The following is a 16,072-nucleotide window of genomic DNA, read 5'->3' on the forward strand; positions in this document are numbered from 1 at the left end:
ATCTAATTTATTCAATGCACTATCTGTTCATAGAAACTCGTAAGATCAACCTTAAAATGTACCTCACCACCAACTCCCAAGTATCCTCCCAAAGAAAACTCTAATACCATACGAGAATCGTCAGTAGTTTTTAAATTTCCAACTTGATATGGCCCTATATACGCTCCACCATAATATTCTTGTGCCCCAGTTACTTTACCGTTTTTATCCATTTTCGAAGATGCTTCTGCCCCAATTCCAACTGGTAAAAACTTTGTTTTAATTACCACTTCATTAGCTTGAGTTTGGGTTTCTGGATCACATCCCCCCCATATCGAGCATTCCCACGTAACTGTTACTTTAACTTCACCATTAAACACTCCTGGCCCTACTACGACTCCAATTCCAGTTCCCCATTCAGCACTAGCATCAAGCATTGGATGAGTTTCTTTATTTACTTGAGTTGGTTTGAATTGTAAGGTTGGGAGCTCGCTCATATCAAGATCTGCTGCGGTCATCGGAGAACCTTCAGGTTTCGAAGCATAAATTTGTTTAGCACTAACATGTAGATAATCTGGAGTCCACTTTGCATTACCTACATCTTTTTTAACACTTACACCTTTATTTCCACCATCGCATCCTCCAGCATGTGAATACAACTTGCCATGAACAACTGCCGTACACCAATGACCTGATGGGTCAATGTTTGTTAATGGATTATTTTGGACATAAGTGTATCGGTTTAAACTCAGCGGGCTATCAATTTGGCCTCCATACGTATCCTCTGTAATAAACCTGGCTGTTGAAGGATCATACCATCTTGTTCTAAGGTACTGTAAACCAGATTTCTTATCCCAATATTCAGATGAATAACGGAAAGGATTATCGACGGTTTCACGTTCAATTATTGGCTTACCCCAGATATCATAGGTATAAGAATTTAATATATTGCCATTATTGTCACGCAACTCAACAACATCTCCATGCCCATTTAGGAGATAAGTTGCTCTTGCTTGATTTGTAGCATTAATACGTTCAAGCAAGCCGTTACCATACACATAAGATGCCTTCGGATTAATAGAAGTGTTGGTTATAGTAGCCTCTGCAATTAAACGCTGGTCATCCCAATAATAACGAGTCCGAAGACCATCTGCAAACCGCTCATAAAGTTGACCGTCACCATTGTAAGTGTACTCAACAGATTCCGAATCTTTATCTGTTACCTTTGTTAATTGGTTCCACTCATCATACATATAACTAAAGTTATTAAATGAAGGTGTATCATCTGATGTGAGACTCGATCGATTTCCCCTTACATTGTATCCGTATATCTCGTTAAATTGCGAATTGGTAAGAATTTGTCCTAATGCATTATAGGTGTACGAATTGGTCTGTCCATTTTCGGTTCGTTGTGTTATATTGCCACTCCAATCACTGACATATTTATAAGAGTTGATCACACCCGAAGAATTTTTAAGTTGTACCGATTGTAAGTCTAGTCCATCGTATTCATAATTACTTGTTAGACCATTACCATGTGTTATTGTTTTAATCTTATCATTACGGTAATAATCATAACTTGCTGATAATTTATCATCCGTTTTTACAGTGCTTATACGATTAACGGAGTCATATCCATAGGCTATCTTTCTTCCGAACGGATCTGTGAGATCAGTACGATTGCCACGTTGATCGTATCCATACTGAATGGTTTTACCGTCAGGATAAGTTTTGCTAGTGAGCAAACCTGTGAAGTTATTATACCCATAAAGAGTAAGTCCTGTATTATCCGTCATTGACTTGCGTTTCCCATCAGGGTAATACTGATAGCTTACAGTCTCACTTGGTCCATACCGATTCAATAATCTATTTCTGTTATCGTATTGATAGGTAAAGGTCTGATTGTTACGATCAACCAGTTTGGACAGATTACGTTCAGCATCATAATACATTTTCTTAATATTGCCGGATTCATCAGTATATTTAATAATATTACCAAGTTCATTATATTCTTGTGATATCTTCTTATTATCCGGGTAGGTAATTCCAGTAGAATTTCCAAGTTGATCATAATCATAAGTGAAAACTTCATTCAACGGTGTTGTCACTATGCGCAATTGATTCAACAAATCATACGAATATTTTGTAATACTCCCTACACTACCTGGGGAAAGATAAGTCGTAACTTGTGTAATGTTATTTGAATTATCATACTGTGTTTTCGTTTTCGTAACGAATGAACCATTCTCCATTTCCATCACGCTCGTTACGCGACCTAAGCGATCAGAGAGTTTCTTTATTGAGTTACTCTCTTCGTCGGTTTCGGTAACCGTACTCAAAATGTCATCATAACTAATTTGGCTATAAGTTAAATCTGGATTTGTCACTTTAATTATTCGATCCCGATTGTCATACGTATACGCAGTACGATTACCAGAAGCATCTTCATCCCAAATCTTCCGACTCAAAGCATCATAACCTGTTTTATTCTTTGCTTTAAAGGTAGGAGTTGATTCATTTACTGTTTTATCATAAATTTCACTTTTAACTTCCCGACCTAAACCATCAAAAGTAGCTCTAGTTATAGCTCCAGCTTCATTTGTTCTAGTAGTTTGATTATTCGTATCATCATAAACAACACTAACGAAAGAATTATCCGGATATGTTTCCTTTGTTAATCGATTCAATTTGTCATATTGATAGGATGACTTATTATTTCTACCATCCGTATACGTCATCATGTTTCCGGAAAGATTGTCATAAGTAGAGCTGATGATAATGCTCTGCTGAATCCCGTCAGAATCCTTGTAACTAGATGTTTGCTTAGTCAAGAAGGCACTCCCATATGCAGCGTCATACTCAAATTTCACTATCGCTTGTTTTGTTGTGTCATAATCTGTTGTTGTAATCACATTACCAAAGCTATCGTACTCGTATGCTGAATGTTGAAGTATAGAACCAGATGTGTCGTTTTGTTTAAGTTTATAATCTTTTACATCGCCCTGTTGATTGCGAGTCATTTCGACAAATAATGAAGTTGTACTTGAGGCAGGCCATTTTTCGGTTATTCTTAGATGAGTCACAGGATCATACGTATACACAATTGTCTGATTCAAGGGATTCGTACTAGTAAGTATGTTTCCATAGTCATCATAGGTTTGTGAATCCATATTATGTTCCGACTCAGCAGATGTTGTACGAAAATAGGTTGTTGTAGAAGTAGGAGCAGGAATTTGTTTTGCTTCGTCATACGTATTGTTAATTATCTTTTTTGTAGTCAAATCAGAAGCTTCAATATTGGTGTTGTAAATCATTGGTTGCGTTTGGTTGTCAATATAATCCTTTTTATACGTATAGAGCGTTTCGACCTGTCCATTAAAGGTCTTGGTTGTAAAATTCATATCGACATCATACGAACTTCCCATGTCAGTTGGATAAACAAAAGACATACGGTTGGATTCGGAAATTGTTTGATCCGAATAGGAAACTACATCTTTACGCGTAGCAATTCGATATACTTCATTAACCGAACTAGCACTTGTGTAACGTTTAAAAGGGGTCGTTTCATATTCAAAAACAGTTTTAGCCCCTGTTGGATACGTCACACCTGTAATCAGTGCGAATGGGTTTTGGGTAGTTGGTGTTGTACTAAGTAAATCAAATTTTGCAGTGGATATTGAATAATCGTAAGTTGTTTTACGATTCATCGGGTCAATTACTTGGGTGAGTAATTCTTTACCATTTTGAATAGTCTTTTTGTACACAACCTGTCGATCACCCATTGTAAGGGTTACAGCAGATGTTTAATATTGAATAGTGATTTTATTGCCAATGGCATCCGTAATTTCTGTCAATAATGTATTATATGGAGCAATGTCCGCGTACTTAAAAGTCGTATTGTTATTATACGAATCGGAGATTTGTAATACCTTTCCTTTATCATCGAAATATTGCTTTTCGCCTGTGAGCACATTTTTCAAAACCTGTGCAGATTTTAAACCATTAACTGTCACTGAAGTATCTGCTGCTAAAGTGAGATCCTTCCAGGGATATCCTTTCAGAACGCCTGATTCTACTTTGTACGAGCTGCCGTTAGCAAGATGAACAAAAGTGCCATCATCAAAAGTAAGATATGGAATATTCCAAGTCCAGCCAATACCAAGCGGCGCTCTCTTCTGATCTTTTGAATCAACAATATCATTAGAATAAGAAACCTGATTATAACTATCAATTGGTGTATTAATTAGTGAAGCAGAATCATATATGAATTTATAATCGTAACCAGCATCGGACTCGCTAAATGCCAATTTTCCCTTCTGGCTGTTAAAATAAGACACAGCATCTTGGGCATCGGTATATAGATACGGACCATCCTCAGAGTTAACTGAATCTGTAAAGAGATATTTGTAAGCAGATGTTAGCTCTGTAACTAAATAGAATTGGTGCAAATAGTAACGGTCTGCAGTGGCACAATAGTCAGGTCCATTTTCCACCTTATAGCGTTCCAATGAATTATAGAATTCGGATCGTTCACTTATCGAAGAGAATTCTTCATGAATTGGTGATGCTGGATCATACCATGAGCTCTCTTGTAGCACCAAGGAATTATCACTGCATTTGTACTTATTATTTAAAACGTGGTAATTATAGTTTATATAGTATACCGTCCCATAGACATCTACTTTATAGTTTGTATTAATGTTGTAGATGGGAACAGAAGATACATGTTCTTTCACATCTGCTTCATATAATTGTGAAGATCCTGAATCATAGTTTCTTGTAAGTGAAAAACTGTGTCCATTACGTCCAGGGAGGGTTAAGTCCGATTCAGCTAAAGACAATGATCCAGAAATTGTAGAGATATTCTCAGAGTCATGATTAACTTTAAACGGTGCTTCACCCGATCCAATTTTTAAAAGTTCAAGATTTGGTTTTACAGGCTTTGGTGGTAACGCTTTAGCTAAAAAATCATTCGTTTTAGTTAGATCAATAGTACCTAAGTCAGAAGTAATTTCGCTCTTTGCTTCCTCAGAAAGATTTACAATTGTTCGGGGTTTATTTGTGTTGCTACCGCGGCTTCCTTCTTCTGATTTTGAAATGCTTGTTCCTTCTTGTAAAGTTAGTCCGCTATCAAGCTTATCTTGAATTTTCGATTCATCTATGCCTGTTTCTGTAGCGGCAGCTCGTAGATTCAGCCCCACAAGTTCTTCGTTACTCTTAGTTAATGCGTTATTTAACTCTCTATCTTTTAATCTAATTAAACGCTCACTGAGATCTCGGTCAGATGTCTCTTGGACACTCATTGCTTCTTTCATTTGCTGAATTGAAGTTAGTCCTTTTATTTGATTTTGAGTACTAGAATTACGCCCAAGTTCTTTCTGAATTTGGTCATTTATCCATTGACGTTCGTCATCCTCAAATTTCAGTTTTTCTATGTAGTTCGTATTTACCTCTTTATTTATACTTTGCAGTTCACTATCATCATCCGTATTAGACTCTGCATATGAATCGATAATTATTGAATTAAAGAAAATGCTCATAATTATTAGAATGGATAAATATTTCGTTAGTTTATAGAATCTATACACAAAATCTCCACCTTATAAATAAAAGATACTTTCACTGAACCTAGTGTTAATAACGCCAATTTCACTCCGCCTTTACCGTTTGCTTGTAATGTATTTCTTTAAGTAAATAAGCTTGTCTATTTCATACTCAAGATCGTGTTTAATGATGGTGCTATAAATTCGCTTTTCTGAATTAGCAACACATTCATGCACTTTATTCCATCACAATCAAAGTATCCTTTATTGGAGCACAGTGCTAACAAGATTCCCATTGCTATCATAGTTGTATTTAATTTTCTTACCAGTAGACAATTGTATATAATCTAAGCGCCCAGCAGCATCATAGAAGTACTGAGATTTAAATCTATCTTTGGTATTAATAGTAACAGCATTGCTTAATGTTGAATCTTGAAGACTCTTATCCCTTGCTGAAATATTAAAAGTGTAAGCGGTGGATGGGGAAAGGTCTCCTACTGTAAACTTTCGAATAGCTGTAGATGGAAGATTTATTGTATAAACTGAAGAACCATTAATATACAGTGTGTAATCTGTTATGTTAGTGTTTGTAGCATAATCCCATTCTAAATCTACGCTATTCGTAGTCACGTTTGACGTTCGTAAATTTTGAGGAGTAGCTGGTAGAATTGGTGGAGGCAATGCTTCATGGTAAACTTGGACTTCTTCAGTATGAAAGTAGTTATACCAGTCTGGGTGATATAATGCTACTCCTTTAATGGTACAGTTAAGCTGCACATTACATTCATTATATAAGCGCTCATCAAGAGGAGGGCTCATCGAATCGCTGTAAAAAGTACTATTTTCACCGTCAAATTCATTAACTGTTCCTACATTCATGACAGTTATTCCATCCTCTCCAGGTCTAAGAGAACAGCATCCAAACGCTTCTTCACTTGGAACAGTGTTATAAGCAAGATATAATTCTGCTGGTATATTTACACTATGATTGTAATCTCCACTTTGCGAGCAAACTGCTATACTTTTCACTTCATTAAATTGCATTGACGGGAGCGGGAAATAGTTTTTGTTAGTCGTATAAATCCATGAAGACTGTACAACAGTTGTAGTTTCTAACAACAACGGATAGCTTAAATCTTTATCGTTAACAGTAATTGTGATTTCCCATGTATCGTCAACCTTTGAAAGATTCATTGAAACTCCATCGTAGCTCTTCGATGCATTATTAGAGATTTCTCTTACTCCTATTTTGGGTATATTAAAAATTTTTTCGTTATTTTCGTCATAGAAACTAATGTTTCCACTCGAATCCATGACAGGGGTAGTACCTGTTGAATTAAGAGTGAAAACATACTTCTGTGGAGCGTTAGGTCCATTTAACTTTAGTGATAATAGTAAATTATCATAGTTGCTCGTATAGATTAAATCTGTACCGTCCCACAGATTACCATAAATAATGGTATCGTTAAATACTGAAGGCTCAATTACATTTGCATTCTGTGGTTTGTAAACGAACTGGTAATCTTTCGAATTTACTTTTATTTCTGGAGCTCCCTGACTGCTAAAGTTGGTCGTAATTTCCCTTCCTGAAGTCCTATAATTTTTAGTTTGCGAGTCGTAAGTAATACTTGTATTAATATCCTTCCATTTACCTTCTTCATAATAATGCTGAGGAGATGTAGAAGTTGTTGTTATATAAGAGTTATTACTTAGAAATGTTTTGGTGAATTCAGTTCGCTGATCTTCAATTTCTTTAAGTGCTGGCTTTTTTATATTTTCATTATTGAGGTTCATTTGTGAAACTGGATATGCTACTTTATTGAATCCTTCGAATAGGCAAGGATTATCGGAATCGGATAGCACTGCACTATTTGTCTCTCCACTGTTTGCGAATATATTTGAGCTCAATAAGAGTGTTGTGGGAATTGCAATTAATATTGCTGTGTAAATCATTTTAGATAAAGATCTTTTCATCTAATAATCTCCCGTTGTCAGATTTTTATTTTTATTCTATTTGCTTATCTGAGTATACTAATCTTCCTCACTCCCTTTTCTTATACCTACACAAAATAAAATAACAGCAATATCCATTATAATTTAATATCCTTAACTAAGGGTCTTTTCAGTTATTAATATTTGGTAAATTAGTTTAACGGACGACAGTAACCGATTGTTTAATTGATTGCCATCATGCGGCGATTATTAACGCTCTTCACCTGAGCGCCTGCGGTCCGAACCTTCCCACTGCAGCAGTCGCAGAAGCAGGACAATTGCCCACATATCACCCCGATTATTTACTCTCCACGGTTAGCCTGACATAATTCCAGTTTGTAACTCATTATCTCCAAGAATGCCTAGCGTTACATCCAGTATTATCGGCATCGTACATAAGTAACTCCTAACTTAATAAAAATGATGGCAACACTTTTCCATGTATCGCAATCTTAGTGAGCATAACTGTCCAGGTACTTCAATAAAAAAGGCAGTTGATCTTTTGATCGGCTACCCGCAGTTAACTGAGTAAAGAGAAACTTAATTTGGACTATCCTATCCATAAAATCAGCATCCGCTGAAAAAAGCACTCTGATAAAAACTCCAGAATGATTATGTTGACAGAAACAAAGAAAAACCCTTGATATACAAGGGTCCTTAGCATTTTTATTAGGGTGGAATAATGGTGAATGGGCCGCTGACCTCATCGCTGCTACCAGTGAATGGTTCAAATAATCAATGTCACTTCTTCGCCTTATAAAACTCATGATACAGCTTCATGAGCGCTCTCTTCTCAATCCTGGACACATAACTCCGGCTAATGCCGAGCTCCTTCGCAATCTCCCGCTGGGTCCGCTCATCCCCGCCATGATCCAGTCCGAATCGGCCGCGGATCACTTCCTGCTCCCGTTCGTCTAGAATGTCGAGATTTCGGTAAATCTTGCTCTTCTCGATCTTCAGCTGCACCCGGTCCACGACATCGTCGGCCTCCGTGCCAAGGATATCGATAAGCGTAATTTCATTGCCTTCCTTATCCGTACCAATCGGGTCATGCAAGGATACGTCCTTACGCGTCTTCTTCAAAGAACGCAAATGCATAAGTATTTCATTCTCAATACAGCGGGCCGCAAACGTTGCCAACTTTGTTCCTTTTCCCGTCTGAAAGCTCTCAATTGCTTTAATCAATCCGATCGTTCCGATCGAGATCAGATCCTCGAGATCCTCGCCGGTATTATCGAATTTTTTGACATTGTGAACACGAAACGATGTAAATGTTGAATTATATAACCTACATACAAAAGTAAAAACCTTGAGAGGCATGAAGCTATCAAGGTTTGAGGTTTAGTTTCCTACATTGGACAAAAATTCAGAAACGGTAGTTTCAAATTTTTTGGGGTTTCTATCCTTTATTTCATTTACTAATTGATTAACGATTTTTTTAATTCCAGTGTCAGAATTTAAAATTATCTCAGCGAACATTTTCCTAGACGGGTCATGGTTAAGTATTCACTTATGCAGCGTTTTTACCCATTCTCTTGCATGTGGTAACATGCTAGGAAGAGATATAGCTAACATTTGGCTCTTCTAAGCCAAATGTTTTATCATATGACTCAATTGCATGTATCAATCCAAACATAACTTCATGATGTTCTGTTGCATCATCAAAACCAAAACATAAATTCCTGATATGTGATGTGAATTACATTATCGCTCCACACTCGGTATCCCCCACCAAAGAAAAACCTTGAAAGGCATTAAGCCAATCAAGGTAATAAAACAACTCAACAAGTATATATTAGCCAAAAAACCATGCCTCAGAACTACTATCATCTACTAGTACAAAAATTGGACCTTCTAATACCCCTCCATTAGATGGCCTGACCTCAAAAGCAACTGACCAGTGATTCGGATTACGAGGAGACTTGTTGATACTAATAAAATTTAATGTGTAATGTTCTGAAGCGTTACAACCAATGAATTTAATTGCAATATCTTTTGCTTCGTTCTCTGTCATTTATCTGATACCTCCATACTCCATGATGTAATCAATAGCATGTTGCTTTTCTTCGGCATTTAACAAATTCCATCGTCTCTCTGAGTTTGAGAGCATATCAAAAACAAACTGCTCTGGAGCATTAAACTTAGATAAATCGTTCATTGGAACTTCGCCTTTTGTTCTCGGTAAGTTTGTATAAGCATCTTTTCCTATTTGTTTGTACTGGATGTAGTGAGATAATTCATGCCAAACCTCATACTGAGTGGGGTTGCTTCTTAAAACTAGCTCATCAGTGATGTAGTTGAACCCTCCGCCTTTTCCAGGCGGCAAGTATTCATCACCAACCTTAAGTGAAACCCCTCTACGTCCGAGGTAATTACCTAATAGTTTTAAATCTTTTTTAGTGTAAAGATTACCACCAAGTCGACCTGTTTCATTAATGAAATCGAGATTCGTCCCCTTTGCAAGGCCTCTGCTAGCATCAATAATTTCCGAAGTCCCATACTTCCCTAAATACTTCAGCCCCGGAATCGGAACCACGCTAAGTGTCGCGCCAATACCTTCCGCCCAGCGGTCTGCCACAGATAGTCGTTCACCAGTCACATAGTTCATACCCGTGAACGCTTGCTGGAAGCCTTTTACCGTACCGACAAACGGTACAACGTCGAGCAGGAAGTCTCCGCCCTGAAGCCAGATCGAATCCCCATCACGGCTCAATCCGAATGGATCGACATAAGAAACCGGGTTTCCGTTAACGTAAGCATAACGGTTCAGTGTTTGACCATCACCGATATAGCCAGCCAATACATCTCGGTTAATAAATCGCTTGATTTCCGGATTATAGTATCGCGCGCGCATTTGGTACAGACCGTTCGGGTCGGTTATCACGCCGTCTCTACCATTATAACGGAATGGCTGCTCTGTTTCTCCAACATGTCCGGTTGCTTCGCCAAAGTTGCCGTATTGATACGTATCGGTAACCTGACCAAGCTCATATTAGATTGAAGTCATTACTAAAAGACTAAAAAAGCACAAACAAAATAGACAATCCACCTCATGGATTGTCTAAATTTCAAAAATATTTCACAATCTGAAAGACTTATTACCCTTCACTTCTTCGCCTTATAAAACTCATGATACAGCTTCATGAGCGCCCGCTTCTCAATCCGTGACACATAGCTGCGGCTGATCCCCAGCTCCTTCGCAATCTCCCGCTGCGTCCGCTCATCCCCGCCATGATCCAGGCCGAACCGGCCGCGGATCACCTCCTGCTCCCTTTCGTCGAGAATATCGAGGTTACGGTAAATCTTGCTCTTCTCGATCTTTAGCTGCACCCGGTCCACAACATCGTCGGCTTCCGTGCCGAGGATGTCGATCAAAGTGATTTCGTTGCCCTCTTTGTCCGTGCCAATCGGATCATGCAAGGATACATCCTTACGTGTCTTCTTCAACGAACGTAAGTGCATAAGTATTTCATTCTCAATACAACGGGCAGCGAATGTGGCCAGTTTAGTCCCTTTACCCGTCTGGAAGCTTTCAATCGCTTTGATAAGACCAATGGTTCCGATCGAGATCAGATCCTCAAGGTCTTCTCCTGTGTTATCGAATTTTTTTACTATGTGCGCGACCAGCCTCAGGTTATGTTCAATCAGCAGGTTGCGCGAATGCGCATTGCCTTCCGCCATCAGCTGCAGATGCTTCATCTCTTCCTCTTCATGAAGCGGCTGCGGAAAAGCATTATTTTTCACATACGATACAAGCAGCGAGAGCTGCTTGATGAACAGAGCAACAGCAGCAAAAAGTCCCATGTTCCTGCACCCCCATAAGCTGGATTACCAGGGGCATGAACATACCTCTGGTACACGATGAAGTCGGTTCTACATTGTATGTAGGCGCCGGCCCAGAAGTGCATGTACGTAGAAATTCGTCGATTGGTATCTGTTTGGAGCTTTCGCAAACGGGGTAAACTACCTCATGATCGGTTATAAGGAGGCTGTAAGCATGCATAAAAATGAAAAGCGCAACGAGGAGTTTAACGAAAAGTATAATGAAACATCCAATACAGTTGCAGGCATAAATACGCCTAAGGATCACGAGGACTCCGGACCGCTGGATATGGTCAGCGAGGCCGTCGAAGAGATTGTAGACAACGTTCAGCATAAGTTTGACGGCCATCCTGAAGGACTTGATTGGCAAAAGGGAAAGAATCAATAAAGCCACAAACACGGCTGTTCTGATCAGGGCAGCCATTTTATTTCGATTCGTGTATCTTCCGGTGAACCGGGGTAAAATAAATTTCGAAGGAACAGACTTACATGCAGGAAAGTTGTCATTGACAAAAAAAGTTGCACGAGTACAATAAATTTATAGGAACTTTCAGAATTGATCTGCATACACCTAGGTATGTGGTTTTTTTATTCAAAATAAGTTGCACTAGGGCAACTTTATCTTATACCTAAAAGAAAAGTCAGAGGTGATTCACATGATTGAACCATCCGCAATGGGTTCACAGGACGACGCTTGGAGAACAAAAGGCTCGCAGCCTTCCTTGCCTGAGGTGCATCGGTCACTAAGCATTCCTAATAAAGGCTCCTGGCTCAAAAAGTTCCTCGCCTTTGCAGGTCCCGGTTATCTGGTAGCCGTAGGCTATATGGATCCGGGTAACTGGGCCACCGATATTGCAGGCGGCGCTATGTTTGGCTATACACTGCTGTCCGTTATTCTTATCTCCAACCTGATGGCCATTCTGCTGCAGGCTTTGGCAGGAAAATTGGGCATCGTAACAGGGAGAGACTTGGCGCAGGCCTGCCGGGATCATTACAGCAAGCCGGTTGTTTTCACATTATGGGTTCTATGCGAGCTTGCTATCGCTGCCTGCGATCTGGCTGAAGTTATTGGCTCTGCCATCGCGCTTAATTTATTATTTGGAATCCCTTTAATTTACGGCGTTATTATTACGGTTCTAGACGTATTTATCGTTCTGATGCTTCAGAATAAAGGCTTTCGGTTTCTCGAAAGGCTTGTTATCGTACTAATCTTCACAATCGGCGCCTGCTTTATTACTGAGATTTTTCTGGCCAAACCGGATACGCAGGCTTTATTCACCGGTTTTATCCCAACCCATCACATTGTCTCTAACCCGGCTATGCTGTACATTGCCATCGGTATCCTTGGTGCTACCGTTATGCCGCATAACCTGTACCTGCATTCGTCGATTGTGCAAACAAGAAAATACGAGCAGACTGAGCTCGGCAAAAGGGAAGCAATCAAATATGCAACCTGGGATTCTTCTCTTGCCCTATTCTTCGCCTTATTTATTAACGCTGCAATCCTCATCATTGCCGCAGCTACCTTCCACAAAGCAGGAATGACGGATGTCGCCGAGATTGAACAGGCCTATGATCTCCTGACACCGCTGCTTGGAACGGCTGTAGGTTCTGTATTGTTTGGAGTAGCACTGCTTGCTTCGGGGCAAAATTCGACGCTGACAGGTACACTGGCAGGCCAAATCGTCATGGAAGGCTTCCTGAACATCCGGCTGAAGCCATGGCTGCGCCGCCTGATTACACGGCTTATTGCCATCATACCGGCGGTTATTGTTACAGCGATCTCGGGTGAGAGCGGTACGGCACAGCTCCTGATTCTAAGTCAGATTATTCTGTCGTTCCAGCTGTCCTTCGCCGTTATTCCGCTCATTCAGTTCACCAGCGATAAGAAGAAAATGGGCTCCTTCGCCAACCCGCTTTGGATCAAGCTTCTTGCCTGGTTCGTAGCCACTGTCATTATCGCACTAAACGTTTTCTTACTCTACAAAACCTTCTTTGGATAAAATTAAGGCCTGTCGTTACGAGCTTCGTAACGACAGGCCTTATTCTTATTTCGTAAAAACATGATTACCGATCTTCACCGTTACCGGACGCGATTTCATCCATTTGGAATCCGTCATTTTCGGGTTGTAGAAGTACAATGCTCCCTTAGTCGGGTCAATGCGCTTTGCTGCCTCTTTGGCAGCATCCAGGGCGCTGACGGTTGGCATCTTCCAGAACTGTCCGTTACTTACTACGCTAAACGCGCTGGGTGAAAAAATAACTCCCCGTATCGTACTAGGAAAACCATTCGTTTTTGTCCGGTTTAAAATAACAGCCGCTACCGCGACCTTCCCTTTGTAGCTTTCGCCACCGGCCTCGGCATTTACAACCCTCGCCATGCGGGACAAATCCGACCGGTCTACGGTTACTTTATGCAAGGCATGAAGGGTAACAGAGCCTGCCACGCCATCCGGCTTCAGACCGGCGCCCTTCTGAAAGGCTGCAACAGCCGATTTGGTTGATGCGCCAAAATAGGTCGTTATATTGCCTTTATAATATTTCAGCATATACAGCCTTTCCTGTAAATCCTGCACCTCTGTCCCCTTGCTGCCAACCTTTAACGACGCAGCTGACGCCTCCAAAGGCAGGCAGAGGATAGATGCTATCAGCATCGATATGACGAGTGTTCCAAGCTTTCGTTTCATTATGCGATCCCTCCAGTATGTATGCTTGCTTGTCTTTAGACTCGCGTTTTCCGAGTTTACCATAACTACCCTGAATAATTGGTTTTCATAGAATTTTCTAATTTGTTCTAATTTAACTCTCATTATTCAAGAAATAATACATGAATTAACCCGATACTCCATATATTTCGTGATTAATAAGACATTATAGTGGGTATAAACAAATACAAATGTTTACAAACAGCAATCAATAAAACAACAAAAAAAGCCTGTCGAATTAACGACAGACTTCCTTATGGCTTTGCGCCTTGAAAACTGGATGCGAATGAATGATTTCCTTAAGCTTTCCGGTTTTACACCGGGGCCCCGCAAAGTACTCGGAATCAACTCCGAAGCATTTGCTTCACTTTTTGGGGGTTGTTTTAGGATAAGCCCTCGACCGATTAGTATTCGTCAGCTCCACACATTGCTGTGCTTCCACCCCGAACCTATCAACCTCGTCGTCTTCAAGGGGTCTTACTAGTTGGGAAATCTCATCTTGAGGGGGGCTTCACGCTTAGATGCTTTCAGCGCTTATCCCGTCCGTACTTGGCTACCCAGCGGTGCTCCTGGCGGAACAACTGGTACACCAGCGGTACGTCCATCCCGGTCCTCTCGTACTAAGGACAGCTCCTCTCAAATTTCCTGCGCCCGCGACAGATAGGGACCGAACTGTCTCACGACGTTCTGAACCCAGCTCGCGTACCGCTTTAATGGGCGAACAGCCCAACCCTTGGGACCTACTTCAGCCCCAGGATGCGATGAGCCGACATCGAGGTGCCAAACCTCCCCGTCGATGTGGACTCTTGGGGGAGATAAGCCTGTTATCCCCAGGGTAGCTTTTATCCGTTGAGCGATGGCCCTTCCATTCGGTACCACCGGATCACTAAGCCCGACTTTCGTCCCTGCTCGACTTGTTGGTCTCGCAGTCAAGCTCCCTTATGCCTTTGCACTCTCCGAATGATTTCCAACCATTCTGAGGGAACCTTTGGGCGCCTCCGTTACATTTTAGGAGGCGACCGCCCCAGTCAAACTGCCCACCTGACACGGTCCCCGAACCGGTTTCACGGTTCCAGGTTAGAACTCCGATACGATCAGGGTGGTATCCCAACGATGCCTCCACACAAGCTGGCGCTCATGCTTCCCAGGCTCCCACCTATCCTGTACAGATCGTACCAAAGTCCAATATCAAGCTGCAGTAAAGCTCCATGGGGTCTTTCCGTCTTGTCGCGGGTAACCTGCATCTTCACAGGTATTAAAATTTCACCGGATCTCTCGTTGAGACAGCGCCCAAGTCGTTACGCCATTCGTGCGGGTCAGAATTTACCTGACAAGGAATTTCGCTACCTTAGGACCGTTATAGTTACGGCCGCCGTTTACTGGGGCTTCGGTTCACAGCTTCGGATTGCTCCTAACCGCTCCCCTTAACCTTCCAGCACCGGGCAGGCGTCAGCCCGTATACTTCGCCTTACGGCTTCGCACAGACCTGTGTTTTTGCTAAACAGTCGCTTGGGCCTTTTCACTGCGGCCCCCTCGGGCTATTCACCCTACCGAGGCACCCCTTCTCCCGAAGTTACGGGGTCATTTTGCCGAGTTCCTTAACGAGAGTTCTTCCGCGCGCCTTAGCATGCTCTGCTCGCCTACCTGTGTCGGTTTGCGGTACGGGCACCTTCACCTGGCTAGAGGCTTTTCTTGACAGCCGGAGTACATGACCTTCGCTACTGTAATTTTCGCTCCCCATCACAGCCTAGCTTACGCGAGTTGCGGATTTGCCTACAACTCTGCCTCACTGCTTGGACGGACTATTCCATCAGTCCGCGTCACTGCCCTTCTGTGTCACCCCATTGCTCATAACGGTTTACGGTGGTACAGGAATTTCAACCTGTTGTCCTTCCACTACGCCTTTCGGCCTCGCGTTAGGTCCCGACTTACCCTGAGTGGACGAGCCTTCCTCAGGAACCCTTAGGCTTTCGGCGGACAAGATTCTCACTTGTCTTTTCGTTACTCATACCGGCATTCTCACTTGTATAC

At 41.3% G+C, this 16,072-nt stretch carries 11 protein-coding genes, 1 rRNA gene and 1 pseudogene; 2 read left to right on the top strand and 11 right to left on the bottom strand.

Annotated features, from left to right (window positions below; genetic code table 11):
- Positions 1-11: 11 nt before the first annotated feature.
- The 9 genes and pseudogenes from M3194_RS05140 to sigK (M3194_RS05175) form a co-directional block, all read right to left on the bottom strand.
- Entirely contained in the window at positions 12-3,743 is a 3,732-nt protein-coding gene (locus M3194_RS05140; RefSeq protein ID WP_251652049.1) for an RHS repeat domain-containing protein, read from the bottom strand.
- Positions 3,744-3,782: 39 nt separating this feature from the next.
- Complete coding sequence (locus M3194_RS05145) at positions 3,783-5,567, bottom strand: hypothetical protein (protein WP_251652050.1); 1,785 nt, start codon at positions 5,565-5,567, stop codon at positions 3,783-3,785.
- A 219-nt stretch (positions 5,568-5,786) separates the two neighbouring features.
- A complete protein-coding gene (locus M3194_RS05150; RefSeq protein WP_251652051.1) occupies positions 5,787-7,496 on the bottom strand; it encodes a fibronectin type III domain-containing protein in 1,710 nt (569 codons plus the stop codon).
- 759 nt (positions 7,497-8,255) lie between these two features.
- Positions 8,256-8,834: an RNA polymerase sporulation sigma factor SigK gene (gene sigK / locus M3194_RS05155; RefSeq protein WP_311289617.1), complete on the bottom strand. Its 579-nt coding sequence runs from the start codon at positions 8,832-8,834 to the stop codon at positions 8,256-8,258.
- A gap of 232 nt (positions 8,835-9,066) precedes the next feature.
- Positions 9,067-9,201 (bottom strand): Imm30 family immunity protein, encoded by a 135-nt coding sequence (locus M3194_RS31610; protein ID WP_397334280.1) that lies wholly within the window; start codon positions 9,199-9,201, stop codon positions 9,067-9,069.
- A 108-nt stretch (positions 9,202-9,309) separates the two neighbouring features.
- Positions 9,310-9,528: a hypothetical protein gene (locus M3194_RS05160; RefSeq protein ID WP_251652053.1), complete on the bottom strand. Its 219-nt coding sequence runs from the start codon at positions 9,526-9,528 to the stop codon at positions 9,310-9,312.
- Positions 9,529-10,227 (bottom strand): pre-toxin TG domain-containing protein, encoded by a 699-nt coding sequence (locus M3194_RS05165; protein ID WP_285889144.1) that lies wholly within the window; start codon positions 10,225-10,227, stop codon positions 9,529-9,531.
- A gap of 9 nt (positions 10,228-10,236) precedes the next feature.
- Positions 10,237-10,461 (bottom strand): annotated as a pseudogene (locus M3194_RS31615) (RHS repeat-associated core domain-containing protein); the annotation flags it as partial.
- A 158-nt stretch (positions 10,462-10,619) separates the two neighbouring features.
- Positions 10,620-11,318, bottom strand: a complete 699-nt coding sequence (gene sigK, locus M3194_RS05175; protein WP_251652055.1) for an RNA polymerase sporulation sigma factor SigK — start codon at positions 11,316-11,318, stop codon at positions 10,620-10,622.
- Between the two features lie 193 nt (positions 11,319-11,511).
- On the opposite strand from sigK (M3194_RS05175), the gene M3194_RS05180 reads away from it, so the two are divergent.
- Both M3194_RS05180 and M3194_RS05185 read left to right on the top strand, forming a co-directional pair.
- Positions 11,512-11,724 carry a hypothetical protein gene (locus M3194_RS05180; RefSeq protein WP_251652057.1) on the top strand — a complete coding sequence of 71 codons (213 nt, stop codon included), beginning with the start codon at positions 11,512-11,514 and terminating at the stop codon, positions 11,722-11,724.
- Between the two features lie 268 nt (positions 11,725-11,992).
- Positions 11,993-13,339 carry an Nramp family divalent metal transporter gene (locus tag M3194_RS05185; protein WP_251652059.1) on the top strand — a complete coding sequence of 449 codons (1,347 nt, stop codon included), beginning with the start codon at positions 11,993-11,995 and terminating at the stop codon, positions 13,337-13,339.
- Positions 13,340-13,384: 45 nt separating this feature from the next.
- Here the strand turns inward: M3194_RS05185 and M3194_RS05190 are convergent, their stop codons facing one another.
- Together M3194_RS05190 and M3194_RS05195 are read right to left on the bottom strand one after the other, a co-directional pair.
- Positions 13,385-14,023: a cell wall hydrolase gene (locus M3194_RS05190; RefSeq protein WP_251652061.1), complete on the bottom strand. Its 639-nt coding sequence runs from the start codon at positions 14,021-14,023 to the stop codon at positions 13,385-13,387.
- Between the two features lie 402 nt (positions 14,024-14,425).
- Positions 14,426-16,072 (bottom strand): 23S ribosomal RNA (locus M3194_RS05195); the annotation flags it as partial.

Source organism: Paenibacillus glycanilyticus, from assembly GCF_023715145.1.
Classification (GTDB): domain Bacteria; phylum Bacillota; class Bacilli; order Paenibacillales; family Paenibacillaceae; genus Pristimantibacillus; species Pristimantibacillus glycanilyticus_A.